This is a genomic window from Pirellulales bacterium, assembly GCA_036499395.1.
Lineage (GTDB): Bacteria > Planctomycetota > Planctomycetia > Pirellulales > JACPPG01 > JACPPG01.
In genome coordinates this window covers 1-20,352 of the sequence record DASYDW010000051.1, presented here as the reverse complement: position 1 = coordinate 20,352, position 20,352 = coordinate 1, and the positions used below count along the sequence as shown (strand labels likewise).

The window sequence follows — 20,352 nt, the reverse complement described above, 5'->3', positions numbered from 1 at the left end:
AATTCGCGGCGCTTTTTTGGCCCACGGCGTCGGTCGCTTGACGTTGGGACTAAAAGACTTAGACTTCCCAGATGGCCGTGGGCGGCGCTTCGCATTCCGTGCGGAGTGAGTGGGCCCCGGAAGGACGTCCGATATGCCATCGGACGCCCGAGTTTCGAAGCGCTCGCTGCAGAGCGGCGCCTCTGACACGGCCAGGAATTTACGACTGCGGGAATGGCGGAATTGGCAGACGCGCTAGGTTGAGGGCCTAGTGGTGGCAACACCGTGCAGGTTCAAGTCCTGTTTCCCGCATTTTGCTTCTCTGCAAGGACTTCCGAAGAATTCTTCTTGGTCCCAACGCAGAGAAAAACGACCGTTACCAATGCCGTTGGTAACGGTTTGGTAACAGCATTGCGATGGCGTTGGGATGGCATGGGAGAATCCTATGGCAGCCCTCCAGCTTCGTAGCGGCGCATACCGTGTCCTCTTCCGATACCTTGGCCAGCAGCACCAACTGTCCATCGGGGAAGTCCCCGAATCGGAAGCTTTGCTGTGGAAAGCCCGCGTCGAATTCCTGCTGACCAGGCTCAAGCAGCGCCTCGTTGAAGTGCCGCCCGGCTGCACGATCGTGCAGTTCATTCAGTATGACGGCAAGCCGCCCGCCGACCTGACAACGGATGTCCGCAAGGACACCACGTTCAGCGAACTCCGCGACAGCTACGTCACGACCTTCTCCAACGGCGCTATTGAGGCGAATACGCTCTACACCGCGAAAATTCACCTAAACCATGTCGAGACCACTCTTGGCGGCAGGTTCCTGCTCAACGGCCTATCAATGGCCAGCCTGCAAAAGCACATCGAGCGTCGGCAGGCCGATGTTTTGCCGGTCACCATCCGCAAGGAGATCAACTCTTTCCGTGCGACCTGGAATTGGGGTGAGCGGATGAAGCTGGTACAGGGCGGCTTTCCTTCGCGGGGACTGGTCTATCCCAAGATTGACGAGAAACCTCCCTACATGACCTTCCAGGAGATCGAACGCCGAATCAAGGCAGGCGGTGATCCTGACACTCTTTGGGAGACCTTGTATTTGGACGCCGACCAAATCACCCGGCTGCTCGAACACGTCAAGGCAACCGCCTGGAACGAGTGGGTCAATCCGATGTTCGTCATGGCCGCCCATACCGGAGCAAGGCGGTCAGAACTTCTCCGCGTTCAATCGGCGGACGTTGACCTTGCCGGGCGCGTTGTCACCTTTCGCGAGAAAAAAAGGTCACGCGGTACACGAACAACGAGACGCGTTCCCATCAGCGACTTGCTTGCCAAGGCGTTGAAGTCGCTGATGAGGCAGAACCGGCTCTACCTGTTCGGCGACGGCATCGAGCCGCTGACTGGCGATGCGGCTCACCAAGCCTTCGAACGAGCAGTCAAGGGCTCGAAGTGGGACAAAAAAATGAAGGGGTGGCACGTCTTGCGCCACTCCTTCATCAGCGTGCTCGCTAGTGCAGGCACCGATCAGCGGATCATAGATGAGTTTGCAGGGCACTCGACCGAACAGCAGCGACGGCGCTACCGCCATCTGCTGCCTAATGTGACTCAACAGGCAATTCAAGCCGCCTTTGGGTAGGCGGAGCCTTTGGCGGCTTCTTTGGCCGTACTAGACAGCCAGCCGCGCCAGGGCCGCGTGTGTCCCGGTTCGGGGGATGGGGAGGCCGCCGTGCGGGTAACAGGCCTTCTCTCTTGTAGCGCAAATATTCTGTCCACGGGATGGACCATTGCGCGTGCGGTCCGCATCGTGTATTCACCTTGACCCCATACAATCGGCATGTACCGAGCCAGGACCTCACCGTGTAGGGAGCTCTGGGGACCACTTCGGCAAATTCTTCGACAGTGAGGTATTCCTTCTCAGACGCTCGAATTTGAAGAACTTGGCTTGTCTCAGTTGCCAGTGTTTCGAGGCACTTTAGCTTCTGCTCGTGGTTGCGAAGAATTGAGCGAAGTTCTTCAAGCCGCTCAAGTATTTCGTACATGGGGCCTCCCTTCTCGACTGTCGGCTGCCCCGCTTCGCCCAATTCCGTCGCGACCGTCGAACTCAAGATCGAGCCTCTCGCGTTCATATTGCTCGTTAAGCTCTTCCAGCCGGCGAAGGTACTCATCTGGCGTCATCGCTGAACCTCCCGCTCCCAGGTTGGTAGACTGAAACCGCCATATTCTGCGGGCAGAAATGCTGTGAGCTAGACCCATTCACAACGGATTGCAGAAATGGAACAGATGCGAGATCGTTCCAGAGCTGAAACGATTGCGTTGCAAGGACTTGAGGTGCAGCATCGCAAAGAACTGGAACACGCCGATCAGGTGTTCCAAGGAGCAATATGCCCCTTTTTGTGTCCTGTAGAGTATCTCGTACCTCGGACCATCACGAGTCCGCGACGGGTTCAAGGCGTTCGTCGGTTTGCAAGCTCGGCCGCCTGCCGCTCAAAGTCGCGAATTAACTGCACGGCATGTTTCGGGCCACTGGCGATGCCCAGGCTAATATATTGCTCTGCGAGTTCGCGCTTAAAAGCCGATGTTCGGATGCCTGTCACATTAGAATCATTGCCGCAGGCTTTGTTATAGGCAAAGCTCGCAATGAGGCGCTCGCAGTTCAGCATTTCTCCTAAAATGTCCTCAGCACGGTTATGGCCATCTTCGAGAAAGAAGATGGGTTGGCGGGTCTCGTCACCCTTATCAAAAAGCTCAGGAAACCGCTGGCGCAGGCCGCCGATCGAAATGCGGTCGCTCGGGAATCGTACCCGGCTAAGGTCTCGCTCCGCAGACTTGTCATTGCCGTCACCCGAAACATCTTCCTTGCCCATATGTCCCAAATTGCGCTCCGTTCGGCACAACTATGGAACCAGATTGAATCCGATGTCAACTAGTATTCGAGCGCAATCCGAGTCAGGTCCAGCGCCTTTTTGCCGATCGGGGTCAAACCTGCGACAGCACGCCTGTTGCCTTTCCGGCAAAAGAGCAACGAGTTTGTCATGTCATTGAGGTTAAATGGTCGTACGTCGAAATGTTCCGCGAACAACTCGTCTGCGGCGACCCGCTGTCGCTGCACCGTCGTGAGTTTTCGTGGAAGCTTTGACAGTTTCGACGCTTTATTGAACCGTTGGATCAAGCCAGATTCGATCTCTCGAAGAGATCTAGCGCCATTCTCAATTTCCATAGCCATTTCGTAGAACAATCGAAGCGTCCTAATATCTCTGTCACTCAGCTTCGAAAGATCCGGCCATTGCCCTCGCGTGCGGACATTCTTGAAGATTTCGTCGGCGCAATTTGAGCCCAGGGCCCTCCCGTCAATTATGTCCGCTGATCCTGCAAGATTTACGTACCGTAGAACCGGCACGTACCCTAATTCGGATGCAAGGGCAAGTGCGCGCAAGTCGCCCATGATAATGGCAGTGTGTGATAGGTCTAGAGCGGCAAGCGTCCTCAGTTGTCCGGCCAACGCCGGATGATTCATCGAGTGAATGCCATGCTTCGTGATTCTCGTTCCTGAAAGATTCAGACATTCTAGACGTGGTAGTCGTCGCCGCAGAATTACAAAAGCGAGCGCTTCTATACCTCCATCGCCAACCTGCGTGTCCGAGATGTTCAGCATCTGCAAACCGTCGAAGTGGCCTTCTCCGATCGCTTTGCAAAACGACTGAAAACCGACGTCAGTAATCCGCGTGTTGGAAAGATAAATGCCCTTCAGTGAATCGAGAGCGCCGGTTGTCGCGGCGCCGATAAGAGCATTCAGTCCAGGATCGTCGAAGTCTGAATTTCGAAATCCAATCCAATTGAGACTTCGGAATCCTTGACATAGTCGGTCAACGATCTCAGCCCAGCAGGTATCCAACTCAGCGGCGTGAATGCGATCAAGACAGAGCTCGGCGCCACCGTTGTCTTTGCAGCTCCTGAAACGACCATCCAAGGACACTGCCTGCACTCCAAGTTGCAGAATTGCCAGATACACTTGTGAATCTGATTATCACGTTCACTCGAATGAATGCAATGCCGAACCTCAATCGCCTTGGCCAACGCGCAACAGGGAGGCTAGAAGAGTACGATCGGCCACGCTGGTAATCCTACTAGAAACCGGCTAGTTCAGAGGACAAGGTGTCCGCGATTCCACGTCCCACACCATGCACATGCGATTGCAACACGAAAGCCATTCCGAACTTCTCCCGCTCTTGTTTTGTGCCCGTCGCCGCCTATCGTTTTTCAGTTCTTCCATCTTCGGAGACGAGAAACGATGCAACCGTATCGCAAGATTTCGATTCTTGAAATCGACCGCGACAAGGACCAACCTCGGAAAAACTTCGACGAGGCGGAGCTTCTGGCGCTTGGCCAGAACATTAAGGCGCACGGGCAGCAGGTGCCAGTGATCCTGTACCCGAATGACGGCAGGTTGACATTAGCGGACGGTGAGCGGCGCTGGCGCGCAGCCAAACTCGTCGGCATCGACGAGTTGCTTGTCATTGTTCTACCCCAAAAACCGAGCTTGGCCAGCCTGCGCATTCTCCAGATGAGCCTCGACGCTCACCGAGTCAGCCTGTCCCTGTGGGAACGATCTTGCCTGCTGCGTCGTATCCGCGAAGAAACTAGCTGCTCGGTTTCGGAGTTGGCCGCGCAGGTCCACATGAAGCAGCCGCTGGTCAGCAAGTTGCTGGCCTACCAGCGGCTCGATCCCAGCATTCAGCACATGCTTCATGGCGGCGCGATCGACGGCGAAAAGGCCCTCATCATCAGTCAGGAGCCCGATCTGCAACGCCAACGGGAGCTGGCGATTCTCGCCGCCGAACTGTCGCGGGAGCAACTGCGGCGAACGGCCCGTCCCGTTGACGAGGCCAAGCAGCCAAGGGCAAAACGTGCTGCATTCGTTCTCAATGACGGCCGTACGGTCACGGTCCAAGGACCCGAGGCGACGCTGGCCGACACAATCGACTGCCTGATGGAAGCGGTCAAGAAACTCAAACGATGCCAGGCGGATCAGTTGGACATTACCGCGGCTCAGAGGTTCATGCGTGACAAAGCGAGGGCGAACCGTGTTCTGGCGCAAAAGAACGCATCCACTTGATAAGCCGCTCTTTTGCTGGGACGGGTACAACGCGCTCACCGTGCGCGCGTTGCTGGCGGGGGGACTGCACGCATTCGGCGCCACCGGCTCGGGCAAAACGTCGAGCCTCATTCAGCTGGCAAGGGCGATTCTCGCCTATGGCGACAGCTCAATGCTCGTGCTCTGCGCCAAGCGTGGCGAGTACCAGGATTGGCTGCGCGCAGCCCGCATGACAGGCCGCCAGCGTGACGTGGTCCTCGTCACCCCGAAAGAGCAGTGGCGCTTCAACATGTTCGGATATGAAGCGAGCCGCCAGGGCGAAGGCGCCGGCGTCGCCCAGAACGTAACGCGCTTCATCATGGAGCTGCGCAGCGTCGTCTTTCGCGAAAGCGAGCAGGCCGGGGGCGATTCGCAGCAGTGGAAGCGGCAGGATGAGCAACTCATCAACTACTGCGTCATCGTCCTGCAACTCGCCAGCGAAGAGATAACGCCCGCCAATCTGCACGAACTCATCCTGTCGGCGCCGGTGGCCGGCGAGCAGATGCGGGAAGAAAGCTGGCGTGCCGGATACTGCAATCAGTGCATCTCACGCGCATTCCACCGGCAGAAGACGGAGATTGAAGAGCATGACTTCAAGCATGCCGCCGATTTCCTGACCCGCCTCTGGCCCAAAATGGCGGACAGGACCCGGTCGAGCATCATGGCGGGCACGATGGCCACGCTCGCGGTCTGCAACACCGGCATTATCCGCGAGATGTTTGCCCATCGGACCAACTTCACCCCGGCCGGGGCGATCGAAGAGCGCAAAATCGTGGTCGTCGATATGCCGCCGGACGAATACGGGGTGCTCGGCGCAGTGGCCAATATCGGTCTCAAATATCATTGGCAGCGTGACGTGCTTCGCCGCGAGATCACGCCGCGCTCTCCCCTCGCTTGCATCTGGGGTGATGAATCAAGCCTGTGGGTGACGCCATCGGATACGCATTATTTGAGCCGTTGCCGCAGCTACCACGGTTGCATGGTCTATATCTGCCAGGGACTCAACAACTACCGCGAGGCACTGCCAGGAGATAAGGCGGAGGCGGGCATCGAGGCCATGCTGAGTAATTTCGGTCACAAGCTCTTTTTCTCGCTCGGCGACCATCACACCGCCGCCTGGGTATCGGAGCTTTGCGGCAAGGAGCTGCGGCAGTTTGCCGGCGGCGGCCTACAACACGCACCCCATGAGCCGTTTTCTCCTGTTGGACAGCCATCGCAGTACAGCAGCAGTTTTCACGAGCAGTATGAGTACGTCATTCAGCCCGCCGAATTCATGAACGGCCTGCGCACCGGCTCTCCCGTCAACAACTACATGGTCGATGCCGTTCTTGTGCGATCCGGCGTCCCATTTTCCACCGGCTTGCCGCTGCTCAACGTCAGCTTCGACCAGCGCAAGTCTTGACGCACAAGGCCAGCGAGCGCGTCGCATTTAGTGCAACGCCGTCGAGCATTCCCGCATCCCAAGTGTCCCGTCTGTGGGCACTGCACGCCGGTGCATTTCGGTTGCAACACGGCTGCAATGCCACCCGAAAAGTTTCGGGTCGTCTCACTTGTCCCACCCGTATCGTTGTTTGTCGACAGGAGACAGGCAATGAAAGAACAACCCGAAACCGATAGTCGCACCGCAGCACACCTTGTTTATTTGATCATCAATGTGTGGGCGATGACGTTGTATCTCCCGCTACGTCGGCAGACCGGCAAGGATCATATCGGCATCACCGGCCTGCTGAGCGTTTTCTTCATCCCGTTATACGCGACATTCGCAAACGCACCGGACATCCTCATTCTGCTGCCGGTGTTCATCACGTCGATCGTGATGCACCGTCTCGGCCACTGGCGGCGCCACGCCGCTGGCCGCTTTGAGCATACCTATTACGGCGGCGATCCGTGGGCCGCAAAACTGCTGCTGCGATGCAAGGACGAGCGCAAATGCAAAGTCCTTGGGGAACCGGTTCTCGCATTCTGCGTTGGCGTGCTGCTCCTGCCATACGGCGATGCTGTCGGCGGCTATTTCATGGCGGGCGCACTCGCGCTGGGTGTTTCCCAAGCGATGCTCTTTCAGCAGGACGAACAGCGACTGGACGACATGCGAAACGGCATGATCGAGAACGAGGCATTGATGCGACGATTTCATGAACAACGTAAAGGAAGGAGGTAGGAAATGGAAAAGATCGGTGCGGGCCATCTGGAAGGGATGCTCCGCAAAGGATTCAAGGAGATCGGTCCTGTTTTTCAGGCGTTTCCTGACAGTATTAAATCGCCGGAGGAAACTGGGGTTTTCGGGAATCTGTCACCGCAGGAGATCGTAGATGGCAAGAAAACGGACGCCGTCTATGACGAATGGCTCAATGCACGTGCAAATGAAACGGCGCACGAGCCCCAACCGCCCGACCGAGGCATGGAGAGATGAACCGTAGTTCCGATCGTTGGATTCGTAGTCGTCGATTTCTTGATGATTGGCAGTCCCCGTTTCCCATCAAACTGGAGGTAACTCATGAATCCCATTGTTGTTTTATTTGGAGGCATCTGTGTCATTTCGATCTTGGCCGTAGTAGTGAACGCCTACCTGGCGGCCAACCACCCCGAGACGTGGCAGAAGATACAGGAGCATGATCGCCGCCAAAAGAAAGCGATCGTCGACACGGTGACGAAAGTGGCGACTCCTGTCGCAGGCAAGATCCTGGAGCGGCTCTTCAGGCGGTAAATCATTTCACGGAACAGTTTTGCAGTACCGGGCACGGATTCTCGGTTTAACACAGCGAACCGGCGCGGCATGAAGCCGCTGCTGATTTGCACAAGTGCCCTATGGGCAAAGGATGGTGACCTTTGGGAGCAGATGTAGTAGTTGCCGTCGTCGCTCTATGGTTTCTAACCCGACTTCCCCAGCCCCCGGACTGGGGATGAGAACCGTTTGCGTTTCAAGAGACTCGAAACGTTATTTGCTGCTTCCGGGCGTCGAGCAATTCGGCGCTCGGGAGTAGCTTTTGGCTGAGTCCTATCCCGCTTCGGCAATGTCCGAAATGCGCTCCGGTTCTCCTATCGGAGATACTATCTCGTCAGTCCATTTAAACAGCACCAGATTCGTGCCTTCATGCAATAGGCTGTTGAACGTGATACCGGCTATCCCGATCGACGTCGCGCACTTGGAAATAAACTGCGGAAGGAGATACTCTTTGGCCTGTTCGGAACCGACCCGTTGCTGAACCAGGCCATCGCACCACATCAGACCGGCGAACAGAAGCGGTATGTCGTCCCGGTAAAATGCCGCGGTTCGAGACAGTGGCGCTTGCAATTCAATTACGTTTTCCACACCCGTGATGCGAAACTGCTGTATCCACATCTGGCGGTCAGCCTGCAAGTATTTGCGGGCTTCATTGACGGCAGCCGATTTGTCAGATCCGAGGTAAAACGCGCGTTGATCCGGTCCATGAAGACGTCCGGTCGACCCCGCCGCTGGAGGTGGGCCCATCCTAGCGACCGAAGGCGGGCATTCGGATTCCTTGACGTTCTGAGCACGCCACCAGTTTCCAGTAATGGTGGTCGTTTTCAACGCCTTCAGTTGGTTAAGAAGGTCGACGCCGACCTCATGATCGAGACCTGCATTAGGAAACTGCCGCAGGTGATCGACGAATGCGCCCAATCTGGGGTTGTCCTCGGCAGCCCAGTCGCCGAAACGGTCGGCAGCAATTACATCCGGCTGCGACTCGATCTCGTCCACCACGATTCCAGAATCCAATTCCAGCGAGTGACCGCACCTGCACACTAGTTGCTCGGCTATGGCGTCATGCAGTTCCTCCGGAACTTCATTGTCGTAGAGGAATTCCTCAACGCTCTGTAAACCTCCGTCGTCCTCGTCGCCACTATCTTCAAATGGCTGACAATTGTCGCATCCGATAATCTGCGACTGAATCTGATTTACCCACATCTCGACGTCAGCGTCTTCGGAGCTAGTCATCATTTCGCTCAATTTCGGTAGCGGCATGGGTCAAGGACGAGTCAGAAGGCGCCGATCAATCTAGCCAACGTTCGTAGAATTGGCGATACGAACTGTGTCGCGGCGAGTTTCTAGTTGGCCGGCTCCAGCGCCACGCTCTCCGAGATCGCTATCCCGGTCACGATCGCGTCGCCATCCGCCGCAAAATCCCTTGCCGCCTGCCGCACCCACGCCGAGCGATGTTGGTGGATGTAGTCATAAAGTTCCCACAGGTTCCGCCCGGAAATGACTACATTGACAATCTTAAGCCCCGCAAAGCGCAGCGTGAGGCGATCAGGCGCGTAGCTGCTGTCGCTGTCGAGGTGCATGTACTGAAAGCTGCGCACGCTCCCATGCGGCGTGATGAAGTGGATGGCAAATAGTGGCTTTTGACTTGCCCTGGCGTACGGCCGGTATGTCTTGTCCAGGGACGGAAGTCCGAACTCTTCTGCGTCCGGGGGACGCTTCTCCCCAAGGCGCGAAAGCACGCTTTTCAGATGGGCAGGCGCCTCACCGCTCATATTCCACCTCCCGGTCGCCCACGAGTTCGCGAATCTCATGCGCAGCCCGCTTTGTGGCAAGCATTGCCGCCTTTTGCCAACGGACGCCTAATTCCTTAGCTCGCCGCAAGAAGCGCGGCTTCTGTTTGCCGACAAGTTCGGTCGCCGACAGGCGCGGTGCACTTCGCTCAATCGCTTCCTTCAATTCCCGCTTGTCGTCAGTCCAGATCGTGATCGACGATTTGCCGCGGCTGGCAGCAACGTAAAAGCCTTCCATGCTGGCGGCGGGATAAGACAACGCTGATTGCGCCACGATGACGTGCTTGACCGTGCGACCCTGCGCGGCATAGGCCGTGTTGACGTAGTTGTGAGACAAGTGGCCTGCATCCTTTGCAATCACCCAACCGTTGCCCAGCGCAATATCGCCGGCCAGCGTAAAGCCCGCGACGCGGTAGACCGACCCGTTGTTGAATCTATGCTTGCCGTCCAGCGTCTTGCCGCCGGCCGTCATGCGGATCGCATCGCCGGTGCCAAGGCAAATCGAATCTGGCTCGAAAACGGCAAAGTGCTTGCTTTTGATTTCGTCGAGCTTGTCCAACGCTTCGCTCGCCCAAATCCGGTCGCCCGCCTTGAATGGCCCCGTGTTGTGATAAAACTGCAAAATCTCCTTGCCTGTATATCGCGTCGAATCGGCCTTCTCAGCCTCTGTCCATTGCAGAGGAACAAGCCGGTCAAACTCGCGTTCATCGTTGCCTAGAAGTCCCTTCGCCCTAAGTTCCTTGCGAACGGCATCGTTGATCTTTCTACCTTCGGCATGAGTCGGGGAAACAATCAACACCGCCTGGTCGCGATCGTTCTCAGTCGCCTGCTCCATCCTTTCCGCAAATTCTTTTGCAATCGGCTCGTACGAGTCCCAGACAGGCATCAGCTTCACGCGGCCCATGTCATCGAGTTTGTCGAAACCTTCGGCAATGCGTCCTTTGGACAGCAACGTCACAGCGTCCCGATAGTCGCGGTTCTGCTGCCGCTGAATCTCGGTCACCTCAGCCACCGGGAGGCCGGCGATCGTTTCCAGCACTCGCAGAGCCGCGCCCCGCTCTACACTTGCCATTTGCCGTTTATCACCGGACAGTACCACGCGTGCTTCGAGACGACCGGCGATGTGAAACAACTCGTTCATTGTCCGCGTGCCGACGAGACTGGCTTCGTCCACCCAGATGACGCCGTTCTTTGCCTGCTTCTGCATCGTTTCGTCGAATAGGAACCTCGCGAGAGTGTCTGCCTCTGAAAAACCCTCGCGGCGCAAAACGCCGCGCGACGCTTCCGCTGAAGGAGCCAGCATGACGACTTCCTTGCCGCGCGCGTTGAGCTGATGGACGGCTTCCGTGGTAAGCGTTGTCTTGCCAGTGCCCGCCGCACCACGAAGCAATATCACACGGTCCGATGAGGTAACAATATGTTCGACCGCTTGCGCCTGGCCTGAATTCAAACGCTGGTCCGCAAGCTGGATCTCGCCGGGACGAGCCAGCGGCTTGCACGTCTGCTTGCCGGATACGGCCCATCCGATCATGCTCGTTTCTTCGGCGAGGACGCCTTTCGTTGTCACCCAGGTTTTGTCGGCTTCCGCCCGCTTCAGTAAATCACGGCGATCAACTTCTTTGCGAATGCCTTCGGGCGTAACTTCGCCCATGCCGTGCCGTAGCGCCAACGCCAATAACCGACGTTCGTCGACGACGCTTTGCCGCTCAAACATATGATCAATGGCGAACTGGACGTGCTGGTCATTGCGACTGCGGATTTCTTGCGGCTGCTTGTCCTGGGCTATCACCGCGATTGCAGTGGCCTCGTCCTTCGTCAATTGACTTTCCCAAAGCTCGATCAACTCCGGGTAAGGAATCGAGGAATCCTTGGCTTCTCGCGTCGTCGCCCCGAGTTTCGCCTTAATTCTTGGATCGGTGATACCGAGCTTCTCCGCGACGCGCTCGATGATGCTGGTGCGCAGTGAGAATTTCTTGAGCACCGAGTCAGGCACTCCGTCGATCTCGAATGCGTCCTTTGTCTTGCGGGTCGAGTAGCCAAGTTCTTGCAGGTTATTGGCAAACCGTGCCTGTTGCACGGCCTGCCAATAGTACGCGTCGCTGTTGAGGCGTCCGAATTGCCCGGCCTTCCACTGGTTCTCCGCAGCGTCGTGCGTCGCGTTGAATACGAAATTGTGTGAATGCAATTGCGGGCATGGAATGCCGTTTACCGGCCGACTGGTCAGGTGAATGAATTCCGCGTAGCAGATATTGCCCGTTGTGCGATCAAAGTCACGACCGTCCTTGCGGACGCGGGACTGCATCTCGGATTCCATTTCCGACAGCGTATCTCGGATGGACCTGCGAAAGGCATCGACGATTGTGTCATCTCCAGTCAGCGCATGAACGACGGATATCGATTTGGGCGCCGACCAGGTGAAGTCATATCCGACGCGACGCCCATCACGAGTGATCTTCGTCAGCGGGCGACCTGTCTGCGGATGGATGTTGTCGCAGAGGCTATTGAAGGCGACCTTATCGACTTTCCCGGAAAGTCCAAGCAGCGAGGCGCCTTTGCCGCCCCATTCGCCGACAAGTTCCTGGCCTTCGTTGTAATAATCTGACCGCGCAAAATACGACTTTGCACCTTCGGCACTTGACTGGACCGTCACGTTGAGCATGCAGGATGCTATGCATCCGGTTGCATATCTTCAACAGTTTTTCGCGTCTGCAATACAATCGAAATACGAATGCTACACCGCTGTTGTTTCGCGGTCACAGGACACATCAGTCCCATTTGTTTCATTGCTGGACACGGTGCTTGGCCACCGTGAGTTGCAGATCATGATGCATCTCAAAGGACTTCGACATGTCGAGCCGGTCAGTTAGATGATGCACTGACCCTGCTGCCATCCTCGTCAGCGGGCGAATTCCCAAAACTCTGTTCCAGAATGCGACACTCAAATACCGGTCGCACTAGATGCACGACGGCAGCGGAGGGTTTCATCGGCACGTCTGTGTTCGCGAAAGTCGAAGAGTCATAGCACTTCTTCGTCTTCTCATCTTGATCCCGTCCGCAACCGCGGGCCTGACGATGGCAAGCTAAAGCCGTCGCCGGTCCGGGCAAGCAGAAAATCGGCACCTCCTTAAGGCACCTCACGATTTTCAGCTTGCCCGGTTCGCTTCGCCCCGGCTTCTCCGGCTTTATTCGCGTGCCATCAGGCCGCGGTGGTTCGCGGCCGGTAACTCAAAGAGACGAAGGAGAAAGACAATGACCGACATCGCCACAAACGAAAAGCCTGCCTCGAAAACGCCAAGCCATATCGCCTACCAGGTGCGTGACCGCGAGGGACGCAAAGCTTTCTGGACCCGAATTGGTTCAGCCTGGGCACACACCGACCGCAGTGGCTTCAACGTGCAGCTGGAATGCTTGCCGCTCGACGGACGGATCACGCTGCGCACGGCCTTGGAAAACAAAGATTAACTCAACCGACCGGGGCGGGCACGGACGTCCGCTCCGGCGTCTTTAATCCAACAATGAAAGGAATCCGTTTATGACGCGACGTATCCAAATGACCGAAGACGAATTCGAGGCAAGCTACCCGCTGCTGCACAATCCCTTGAACATCTATGCGGCGTGGAGCTTTGGCACCGGAAGCGGCTGTCTATTTGAAACCTACGGCAAGGAGCTTGAGTTCGTGCGCAGCCAGGACCGAGCCACCGTCTGGACGCTGATCGACGGTGCCGACGGCAATCAATACATCAACAACGGCCATCATCCGGTAAATCGTATCGGCTATTTCATCAGCACCGTGCCGGTGCCTGAAGGGACCTGCATCGAGGTCCGCATTCCCTTTGGGAAAAGGGAGTAGGAGGCGGCCGATGATCCCGACCACCACCATCAACCCGTTCTACGCCGAGCGCAGAACGCGGCGTGCGGCCCTGCCCAAATGCGGCTATCTCGACGACGGTATACGAAGAGTCACGATCGGTAACGCTACGCTTTACCGCGCAGATTGTTTCGACGTGCTGCCGCAGCTCTCAAGCGTCGGAGCGGTAATCACTGATCCGCCCTACGGCATCGGCTTCAGCTACCGAAGCTATGACGACGCACCGGAAAAATACGATGCTATGATGACTTGGCTCGTCCCCGAACTGATACGGGTCACTAACAACGGGCCGTGCTTCGTTTGGCAAAGCCCGTTAAAAGCGTCACAGTGGCACCGGTACTTTCCGGACGGCTATCGCATCGTCGCCGCCTGCAAGATTTATCCCAGCCGCGGTCGCTCCGTCTGCCTGGCCTGGGATCCCGTGATCTTCTGGAGCGGCCGGTCGCTGCTGCGCGACGAACTGCCCCGCGATTGGCACGTTGTCGATCTGCGGCTATGGAACGGCTACCACGGCGACAACCCCGTACCGTGTCCGCGCCCGCTTGCGCAGATTCGCTATTTCTGCGACTCGGTGTCCGCCGACACGATTCTTGACCCTTTCATGGGAAGCGGAACCACGGGTGTCGCCGCGATCATGGCCGGCAAGCGGTTCATCGGCATCGAGCAGGACCCGGTCTATTTTCACTACGCATGCAAACGCATTGCGGAGGCTGCGATCAAATCGGGGTATTGTCCACCGTGACAATGAAAAAACATTTACTTTCCCGCTGGATTCAGGCACTCTGGCTCTATGACTTGGAACGGAGGCCGTATGGTGTCGCACAAGGATGTTGACTTCTCGCAGCTAACGCCGGACGAACGTATCCTGCTTGCACAGGACCTGTGGGACAGCGTGCTCACCGCCAATCGAGCTCCCGCTACGACGCTTGCGCAGCGTGCCGAAGTCGAGCGGCGCATCGCTCTGGCCGACAGTGGCCAAATGCCGGCCCGTACCTGGGCTGCCATCAAAGCGGCAAAGCCTCCCAGGGAATGAGACTTCCACTTGCCCTTCTTAAGTGCGCCGAGGCTGATATCGATCACGCGGTGGCCTGGTACGGACTCCAGCAACCCGGCCTAGGTCAGGCGTTTTATTCCCAGGTCGCACATACGCTCGATGCCATCGAGCACTTTCCCGAGAGCTACCAGGTCGACTTCGGAGCGGTCCGCCGCGCGATTACGCACCGTTTCCCATTCGCCATCTACTACCGAGTTCTCCCGGACGCCATTCAGGTCGTCGCCATTCTCGATTGCAGGCTCGATCCGACCACGGCCCGCGCTCGCGTCGATACCGAGCGTCACCACTGAGCCCAATTCCGTTCCAGTCCGAGAAAAACGCTGATGTATCCTTGCCTCAGCGAAGTAGCTGACTGAATGTGCAGGCGAGCATCCTCGCCCGCCTGCCAGTTTCCGATTCGGAAGCCCATTCTCAGAGAATAGAAGCTACAGACACCTCCCCGCTGCTTCGCAGCGGATTATATTCTCTGCGAATGACTTCCCTTCATAATTCCATCGTTCAGAAACAAATGTTGAGCGCTTTCAGGCGGGAAGCGGCAAGTTTCGTGGGTATGTGATTTGGCCTTCTGCCGCCTTTGCAAGCAGAGACGCCCATCGATTGCAAAACTCATCCGAATTCTCGTCATCGATTGGCTTTGGTCCCCACGCGAACTGGTACAAGCCCACGACTTGCGCGGCTGCCTCGTCCGCGTGATGTATGTCATGTGTGAGCGCGAAGGGTGCGAATTCGGGCCGTGGATGGGAAGTTCCGCCAATTAGATTCGAAAAGTACGATACCTCGTACCAGCGATATTCATCGGCAGGTTTCATGCGAGCATACCAAAGAGATGCGCTCCATTCGTACGCCGGGTTTGCCTGCTGAATCAAGATAGTGGCTCCGGCTACGACGTCCCATTGGGATCGCGCGAATTCACCGAGCGCAATTGCGTCGCCAAGGAAGGATACGCGCAGTGCCGCCTCTCCAAGACGTACGCGTAACGGGATTACCGTTTGAATTGCTGTTGGCGCGGCTCGAATGATCCGTGCGAAAAGATCGTCGATGAGATCGCGCAACACCAGTTTCGCATCATCAGCCAATCGGTCCCGACGTTGTTTACCCGACACATCGACACTTTGTCGCGCATCAACCTCGGACTCCCGTTGTGCCACCGATGCTCCTACTGAGGCTAAGGCCACAAAGCCGGCCCCGGTGTCAGCAGGCACGGTGGCTTCGGAAAGGAGGCGAATTGTGCGCGACAGAACTGGGCGCGCGGCGGGCGACTTACGAAGCATCATGCCAACAGCGGAGCACAACCGACGATCGACTCTGTCGAGTGGGGGCGGCTGATCGTGCTGGTGCTGGCGACCGAACTCTTCAGTGCTTGGTCCGGCGAACGGCGGTTTCCCAGTAAGTAGGGCGTACGCGATGCAGCCTAGCGCATAAATGTCTGTGGCACCCGACGACTGCTCGAATCGCCATTGTTCGGGCGCCGCATATGGCGCGCTAAGGCAATCCTTCAGCGTGTTCAAGGACGTTGATTCCTCAATGAAGCGCGCAATTCCAAAGTCGGCGATCTTCCAATTTCCTTCGTGCAGCAGCACGTTGCCAGGCTTTAAATCGCGGTGAACGAGTTGTCCCACTTCCGACAAGCCATTGGCTATTTGGAGCAGCACGCCGGCAGCTTCGGTGTCAGAGAGGTTTCCGCGACTGCTGATTTCGTCCTGAAGGCTACGATCCGCGCGGGCCATGACGACAAAATAAGATCCGGATTCAGAGTCTTCGCCGGCATCATACATCGGGATGACCTGCGACAGTTGTTTTCCAGCAATTTCAGAAGCGATCCGCAGCTCCCGATGGGCGGCATCCCCCGCCGAAAGCTTCAGTCGCTTAACGGCTACCGGGCGACCGTCTTTATCGGTGCCAGCATACACCGTACCGAATCCGCCGGCTGGACCGAGTTGCAATTGTGGATCAAATGACCATGATCCTCGCGGCAAATGAATGGAGATCAAGAGCTACCTCTTCACGACGAATCCTGCGCTGTGAATTCGAAAGCACACGTTGCCCCTAATAATCTGGCTCATTATATCGCCTTCGTGCCAATTTCCGCATCTGGCCAGCGACGACGAAGGCTATCACCGAAGCCCATTCGCCTAAGATTGGATTGTACCGGAACAAAATCCCGCGACTCGGCCTGATCCAGGTGCCGCGGCGTACGAAGATGTAGGCAGATTCGCTGCCAGAGCAATGCAATCCAGATCAACTGTTTTCCAGGCCCATCGACCCAAAGCGGTGAGCCCAGTGGTCCCTGGCATGCACGTCCGAAGGATTTAGATGCCGTTCGGTGCGACGGCGGATTCCCCCCTTGCCCCAGTAGCTGACTGAACGACAGGCAGGATTCCGTCGCTGCCTATCGGTCACCCGACCCAAAATCCCATTCTCAGCGAATAGAAGCTACAAACACCTCCCGCTGCTGCGCAGCGGATCTTGGCGCCGTGCGAAACGAGCTAGCCTTTGATAAAATGCGCTCCGCGCGGCAGGATCCAGTCTCTCTTTCTCCCGGAAATGTACTTGGCAAAGCCAGTCATGCCAACGACGTGCTTTTATATCTATTTGGCGAAATCGCCTGCGTCACTGCCTGCTCCATCGACCGTCTTTTACTGCATTGACGATGCAGCTTTGGCAGAGCAATTATGCGAACTCTTCAACCAAGAGTATGGCACCGATACATGTTTATCGCTCTGTGCATCCTCCGAGTCGGTTTCGCCTCAAGATCAGCTGCTTTTTGATGAAGCTCTTGACGAGTTGAGACTCTATGACGATCCCGATCCGGGCATCTACGATATAACTCCAACGCAGCAAACGCTGGATTGCGCCCAATTCGCAATTCGATTGCAGCGATGGGAAGACCTGCTAAGAGCCCGCTTGCCCGCACCTCAACAAGAACCTCGTCCCGAGAATCGGGATATTGATGAGCCGGCCCAGCAACTTGAGGAGGCATTGTTGGCGTTGCACAAAGCCGTCGATCACCATCGTCTCACCTTCCTTTTTTTTGCCAATCCGCGACGTTTTAATCCACTGAATCTTGGGACTTCGTGGGAAACTTTATACCGTGACGAGCATCCACAGACGCGCATTCCCGTGGAAGCGGTGGATGACGACGGTGAATTCTTATTCAAGTACCGATGGACCCTCGACTGTTTTGCTCAAACAGCTATCAGCCGATTCGGCCCCGGCGATGGTGACAGAGCAGTGGTTATTGGCCCGGAAGGGGAATTTGTTCCCGTCGAAGGGGGATCCCAGCCGCATTGGTCTCTAGACGAAATTGCTTGTCAACATTTGGAGCAGTCGTCCGATCGAATTCTGAATGCCTGTAAACAACTGCTCCGAATGGATGCACGGCGTCAATTCCATGAGCTTATACAGCATTCCCCGGCGCGTCATACACGATGAAGGGCAAACTAGATGGTATGCGCCCGTCCTGGTGCGCTGGGGGTACCTTTCGCGATTGGACGAAATAATTTCGCGGCTGAAAGCTGCTGAGATCGATTACGGCGATTTTGGAATTACTATAGGCGCGCAGGATAATCTACATGTGGCTGAGCGACACTTGTCGGATCTTGGGAAGACCGCGAAGAAATTCCAAATTGCATTATCCTTCGCCGGCGAACATCGTGCCTTTGTAGATCAAGTCGCCGCCTGTCTTGCTACTGTCGCTGGGCGAGAACGGGTTCTTTACGACAAATATCACGAAGCTAATTTCGCACGTATTGATCTAGATACTTATCTACAAGACCTCTATCACAATCACGCCGACCTAATCGTCGTGTTCCTCTCCACTGAATATGAGAGCAAGGAGTGGTGCGGCCTCGAATGGCGTGCAATCCGTGACCTCATAAAGCAACGCAAATCCGAGACCATGATGTTATTTCGGTTCGACAGCGCAGCGCCCCTTCCAGGCTTGTTCTCGATCGATGGTTACATTTGGATTGGTAGTCGCGATCCAATCGATGTCGCAAGATTAATTCTCCAACGCTCGGCGAATATGGATTAACGGCGACACACTGCGGAAGCGACGACAGCTCGGCAGTAATTTTGAAGAACTTAGCTCGACGCGAGGAACTTATAGATCACGTATGATAATTCTGGGAGCGCACGATTAGTTGATCGGTTCGAACAGAAGGCCGCAGCCCTGAAGAAGCCCTTGCTCAATGCTTCTCGCCACGATAGACATGGGTCAGTGAAGCCACCGGCACATTGATGATGGAGCTATCCGCTGTGTATAGCCTGCTTGTTTCGCATCAGTTTCAGGACTGGGATGAGGGAACTGTGCGATTCGACAGAAGTCGCTTCCTAGAATACACGTCCGAGTCCATCGGACAACAACTCCAGTTGCTATCGGTGGAGGCCATCGATTGCATTAAGTCGTGGCCGTGCGTGCTGATGAATGAGGGGCGCGGCGAAGGGTTGGTGCGTATAGCCCGTATCTTGGACCTTAACCCAGGCAGGGACATTCAGGTTAAATTCAGCCTATGTCCAAGCACGGCCCCGATCCTGAACGATGACATATGGCGATCGCGGGACGAGCTGGATATCGAACAGTTTGAGTTCAGTCGAAGCCACTGGGCAATAAAGGAAAGAGATCTATTCTCAGTTCTTGGCGAAGCCGGCCACGAGTTTAAAACCTCCGATATCAGCCTTTTCGAAAAAAAGCCTCTTCCCGCCCCCACCCGAGCATCGCTTCTTGCAGCCAAAGACGTGATCTCAGAATGGAGCCATGCTCAGATTGATAACATGTTACTGGAAGCGGGTGTGCCAGGACTTTCTGCTGGACGGGATTTAGGCGGGCGACGCGATCGAGCAAACGCTATCGTTCGCTTTGCGATCGATAATCCAGCGGCGATGACAGCAGAAAGGTCGCTGTTCTCTGCATATCTTATGAAGCGGGTCTCCGCGACAAGAAGTGACGTCGCAATAAAGACCTGGCCGACTTTGAATGAAGGCGCGGAGGCAGGCAGCTCAGCCAGCGATACCAACTCTTCCGGTCGCTCGCCGAATCGCGTCTTTGTAGTTCACGGTCAGAACGAGACCGCCCGCACCGCAGTTGTCTCTTTTCTGAAAGGCCTAGGGTTGGTGGGGATTGTTCTTCATGACCAACCCAACATGGGGCGCCATCTTCTCACCAAGTTTATCGAAGAAGCAGAGTTGGTGACTTTCGCAGTAATACTGATGACCGATGACGACGTGGGAAGCGCGAAGGGAGGAGGTCTCCGGCCACGCGCTCGGCAAAACGTGATTTTGGAATTAGGCTATTTCTTGGCGCATCTCGGTCAGGCGAAGGTGTGCGCGCTGATTACGCCTGGCCTCGAAACGCCGTCAGATTTCGACGGCATAGTTTACATCCGCATGGACGATGAGGGGGGATGGAAAAAAGAGCTTAAACGTGAACTCGTGGCCGCTCAAATGCCCGTAATCTAGAGGCGATGGCGTTCTCCGATACGTTCCACGCCCGCGCGAATGGCGATAGAATTTGTGCAGCCTTGAAGTGCTAGCAGTGCCGCCACTCCGAGCTAATCATCACGTAGTCGCCTCGAAGGAAAGACGTTTTGCCATTTCGCCGATAACTGATCGAGGCCCAGTCCAGGGCACGTTGGTCGCAAGAGCAATCTACAAGACTTCAGGGTTCTTCCGAATTATGGGTAATTGCCTTTCGGCGATTTCGACGCTTGACGACCTACGGAGTTTAGTCCAGCGGACGATTTGCGACCGGCATCAACTGCTGCCGGGAGCCTTTCATTTTCACGAAAAGGTCCTCGCGAAACACGGAAAGAGGTGCGGTCT

At 56.3% G+C, this 20,352-nt stretch carries 20 protein-coding genes and 1 tRNA gene; 15 read left to right on the top strand and 6 right to left on the bottom strand.

From position 1 onward, the window contains the following. The first annotated feature begins 207 nt into the window (after window positions 1-207). Window positions 208-291: transfer RNA gene (locus VGN12_07730), tRNA-Leu, on the top strand. A 133-nt stretch (window positions 292-424) separates the two neighbouring features. After that, on the top strand, window positions 425-1,603 hold the full coding sequence (locus VGN12_07725; GenBank protein HEY4309326.1) for a tyrosine-type recombinase/integrase: 1,179 nt from the start codon (window positions 425-427) through the stop codon (window positions 1,601-1,603). An 808-nt stretch (window positions 1,604-2,411) separates the two neighbouring features. Here VGN12_07725 and VGN12_07720 read toward each other — a convergent pair. Together VGN12_07720 and VGN12_07715 are read right to left on the bottom strand one after the other, a co-directional pair. Continuing rightward, window positions 2,412-2,831: a hypothetical protein gene (locus VGN12_07720; GenBank protein ID HEY4309325.1), complete on the bottom strand. Its 420-nt coding sequence runs from the start codon at window positions 2,829-2,831 to the stop codon at window positions 2,412-2,414. Between the two features lie 59 nt (window positions 2,832-2,890). Next, window positions 2,891-3,976: a hypothetical protein gene (locus tag VGN12_07715; protein HEY4309324.1), complete on the bottom strand. Its 1,086-nt coding sequence runs from the start codon at window positions 3,974-3,976 to the stop codon at window positions 2,891-2,893. A gap of 279 nt (window positions 3,977-4,255) precedes the next feature. Here VGN12_07715 and VGN12_07710 point away from each other — a divergent pair, with 279 nt between their 5' ends. The 5 genes from VGN12_07710 (at window position 4,256) to VGN12_07690 (ending at window position 7,802) form a co-directional block, all read left to right on the top strand. Then, on the top strand, window positions 4,256-5,080 hold the full coding sequence (locus VGN12_07710) for a ParB/RepB/Spo0J family partition protein (GenBank protein ID HEY4309323.1): 825 nt from the start codon (window positions 4,256-4,258) through the stop codon (window positions 5,078-5,080). Then, window positions 5,049-6,500, top strand: a complete 1,452-nt coding sequence (locus VGN12_07705; GenBank protein HEY4309322.1) for a TraM recognition domain-containing protein — start codon at window positions 5,049-5,051, stop codon at window positions 6,498-6,500. Before VGN12_07710 ends, VGN12_07705 begins: the two co-directional genes overlap by 32 nt. A gap of 189 nt (window positions 6,501-6,689) precedes the next feature. Then, window positions 6,690-7,256: a hypothetical protein gene (locus VGN12_07700; GenBank protein ID HEY4309321.1), complete on the top strand. Its 567-nt coding sequence runs from the start codon at window positions 6,690-6,692 to the stop codon at window positions 7,254-7,256. 3 nt (window positions 7,257-7,259) lie between these two features. After that, window positions 7,260-7,508 (top strand): hypothetical protein, encoded by a 249-nt coding sequence (locus VGN12_07695; GenBank protein ID HEY4309320.1) that lies wholly within the window; start codon window positions 7,260-7,262, stop codon window positions 7,506-7,508. Between the two features lie 84 nt (window positions 7,509-7,592). Beyond that, window positions 7,593-7,802: a hypothetical protein gene (locus VGN12_07690; GenBank protein ID HEY4309319.1), complete on the top strand. Its 210-nt coding sequence runs from the start codon at window positions 7,593-7,595 to the stop codon at window positions 7,800-7,802. Between the two features lie 291 nt (window positions 7,803-8,093). Here the strand turns inward: VGN12_07690 and VGN12_07685 are convergent, their stop codons facing one another. The 3 genes from VGN12_07685 to mobF all read right to left on the bottom strand — a co-directional run bounded on the left by VGN12_07685 (window position 8,094) and on the right by mobF (window position 12,269). Next, window positions 8,094-9,056: an RES family NAD+ phosphorylase gene (locus VGN12_07685; protein ID HEY4309318.1), complete on the bottom strand. Its 963-nt coding sequence runs from the start codon at window positions 9,054-9,056 to the stop codon at window positions 8,094-8,096. 107 nt (window positions 9,057-9,163) lie between these two features. Next, a complete protein-coding gene (locus VGN12_07680; protein ID HEY4309317.1) occupies window positions 9,164-9,592 on the bottom strand; it encodes a hypothetical protein in 429 nt (142 codons plus the stop codon). Further along, window positions 9,582-12,269, bottom strand: a complete 2,688-nt coding sequence (mobF, locus tag VGN12_07675; GenBank protein HEY4309316.1) for a MobF family relaxase — start codon at window positions 12,267-12,269, stop codon at window positions 9,582-9,584. Before mobF ends, VGN12_07680 begins: the two co-directional genes overlap by 11 nt. Window positions 12,270-12,859: 590 nt before the next feature. Between mobF and VGN12_07670 the strand changes: the two genes are divergently transcribed. From VGN12_07670 to VGN12_07650, 5 genes are all read left to right on the top strand, one after another. Further along, a complete protein-coding gene (locus VGN12_07670; protein HEY4309315.1) occupies window positions 12,860-13,072 on the top strand; it encodes a hypothetical protein in 213 nt (70 codons plus the stop codon). Between the two features lie 70 nt (window positions 13,073-13,142). Beyond that, window positions 13,143-13,460, top strand: coding sequence for a hypothetical protein (locus VGN12_07665; protein ID HEY4309314.1), 318 nt, complete (start codon window positions 13,143-13,145; stop codon window positions 13,458-13,460). A gap of 10 nt (window positions 13,461-13,470) precedes the next feature. Then, a complete protein-coding gene (locus VGN12_07660; GenBank protein HEY4309313.1) occupies window positions 13,471-14,220 on the top strand; it encodes a site-specific DNA-methyltransferase in 750 nt (249 codons plus the stop codon). A gap of 48 nt (window positions 14,221-14,268) precedes the next feature. Then, window positions 14,269-14,511: an addiction module protein gene (locus VGN12_07655; protein HEY4309312.1), complete on the top strand. Its 243-nt coding sequence runs from the start codon at window positions 14,269-14,271 to the stop codon at window positions 14,509-14,511. After that, a complete protein-coding gene (locus tag VGN12_07650) occupies window positions 14,508-14,822 on the top strand; it encodes a hypothetical protein (GenBank protein ID HEY4309311.1) in 315 nt (104 codons plus the stop codon). The genes VGN12_07655 and VGN12_07650 overlap by 4 nt, the downstream gene beginning before the upstream one ends. Window positions 14,823-15,053: 231 nt before the next feature. Here VGN12_07650 and VGN12_07645 read toward each other — a convergent pair whose 3' ends face one another. Further along, window positions 15,054-16,475 carry a serine/threonine-protein kinase gene (locus VGN12_07645; protein HEY4309310.1) on the bottom strand — a complete coding sequence of 474 codons (1,422 nt, stop codon included), beginning with the start codon at window positions 16,473-16,475 and terminating at the stop codon, window positions 15,054-15,056. Between the two features lie 607 nt (window positions 16,476-17,082). Between VGN12_07645 and VGN12_07640 the strand changes: the two genes are divergently transcribed. The 3 genes from VGN12_07640 to VGN12_07630 all read left to right on the top strand — a co-directional run bounded on the left by VGN12_07640 (window position 17,083) and on the right by VGN12_07630 (window position 19,989). Then, window positions 17,083-17,964 carry a hypothetical protein gene (locus tag VGN12_07640; protein ID HEY4309309.1) on the top strand — a complete coding sequence of 294 codons (882 nt, stop codon included), beginning with the start codon at window positions 17,083-17,085 and terminating at the stop codon, window positions 17,962-17,964. Beyond that, window positions 17,924-18,565 carry a TIR domain-containing protein gene (locus VGN12_07635; GenBank protein ID HEY4309308.1) on the top strand — a complete coding sequence of 214 codons (642 nt, stop codon included), beginning with the start codon at window positions 17,924-17,926 and terminating at the stop codon, window positions 18,563-18,565. The genes VGN12_07640 and VGN12_07635 overlap by 41 nt, the downstream gene beginning before the upstream one ends. A gap of 224 nt (window positions 18,566-18,789) precedes the next feature. Next, complete coding sequence (locus tag VGN12_07630; GenBank protein HEY4309307.1) at window positions 18,790-19,989, top strand: nucleotide-binding protein; 1,200 nt, start codon at window positions 18,790-18,792, stop codon at window positions 19,987-19,989. Window positions 19,990-20,352: the final 363 nt, after the last annotated feature.

What these genes read in the sequence shown, in the direction of transcription:
- VGN12_07725 (HEY4309326.1), top strand. Translation starts at nt 425, where the DNA reads ATGGCAGCCCTCCAGCTTCGTAGCGGCGCATACCGTGTCCTCTTCCGA.
- VGN12_07720 (HEY4309325.1), bottom strand. Translation starts at nt 2,831, where the DNA reads ATGGGCAAGGAAGATGTTTCGGGTGACGGCAATGACAAGTCTGCGGAG.
- VGN12_07710 (HEY4309323.1), top strand. Translation starts at nt 4,256, where the DNA reads ATGCAACCGTATCGCAAGATTTCGATTCTTGAAATCGACCGCGACAAG.
- VGN12_07700 (HEY4309321.1), top strand. Translation starts at nt 6,690, where the DNA reads ATGAAAGAACAACCCGAAACCGATAGTCGCACCGCAGCACACCTTGTT.
- VGN12_07695 (HEY4309320.1), top strand. Translation starts at nt 7,260, where the DNA reads ATGGAAAAGATCGGTGCGGGCCATCTGGAAGGGATGCTCCGCAAAGGA.
- VGN12_07690 (HEY4309319.1), top strand. Translation starts at nt 7,593, where the DNA reads ATGAATCCCATTGTTGTTTTATTTGGAGGCATCTGTGTCATTTCGATC.
- VGN12_07685 (HEY4309318.1), bottom strand. Translation starts at nt 9,056, where the DNA reads ATGATGACTAGCTCCGAAGACGCTGACGTCGAGATGTGGGTAAATCAG.
- VGN12_07680 (HEY4309317.1), bottom strand. Translation starts at nt 9,592, where the DNA reads ATGAGCGGTGAGGCGCCTGCCCATCTGAAAAGCGTGCTTTCGCGCCTT.
- mobF (HEY4309316.1), bottom strand. Translation starts at nt 12,269, where the DNA reads ATGCTCAACGTGACGGTCCAGTCAAGTGCCGAAGGTGCAAAGTCGTAT.
- VGN12_07670 (HEY4309315.1), top strand. Translation starts at nt 12,860, where the DNA reads ATGACCGACATCGCCACAAACGAAAAGCCTGCCTCGAAAACGCCAAGC.
- VGN12_07665 (HEY4309314.1), top strand. Translation starts at nt 13,143, where the DNA reads ATGACGCGACGTATCCAAATGACCGAAGACGAATTCGAGGCAAGCTAC.
- VGN12_07660 (HEY4309313.1), top strand. Translation starts at nt 13,471, where the DNA reads ATGATCCCGACCACCACCATCAACCCGTTCTACGCCGAGCGCAGAACG.
- VGN12_07655 (HEY4309312.1), top strand. Translation starts at nt 14,269, where the DNA reads ATGACTTGGAACGGAGGCCGTATGGTGTCGCACAAGGATGTTGACTTC.
- VGN12_07650 (HEY4309311.1), top strand. Translation starts at nt 14,508, where the DNA reads ATGAGACTTCCACTTGCCCTTCTTAAGTGCGCCGAGGCTGATATCGAT.
- VGN12_07635 (HEY4309308.1), top strand. Translation starts at nt 17,924, where the DNA reads ATGAGCTTATACAGCATTCCCCGGCGCGTCATACACGATGAAGGGCAA.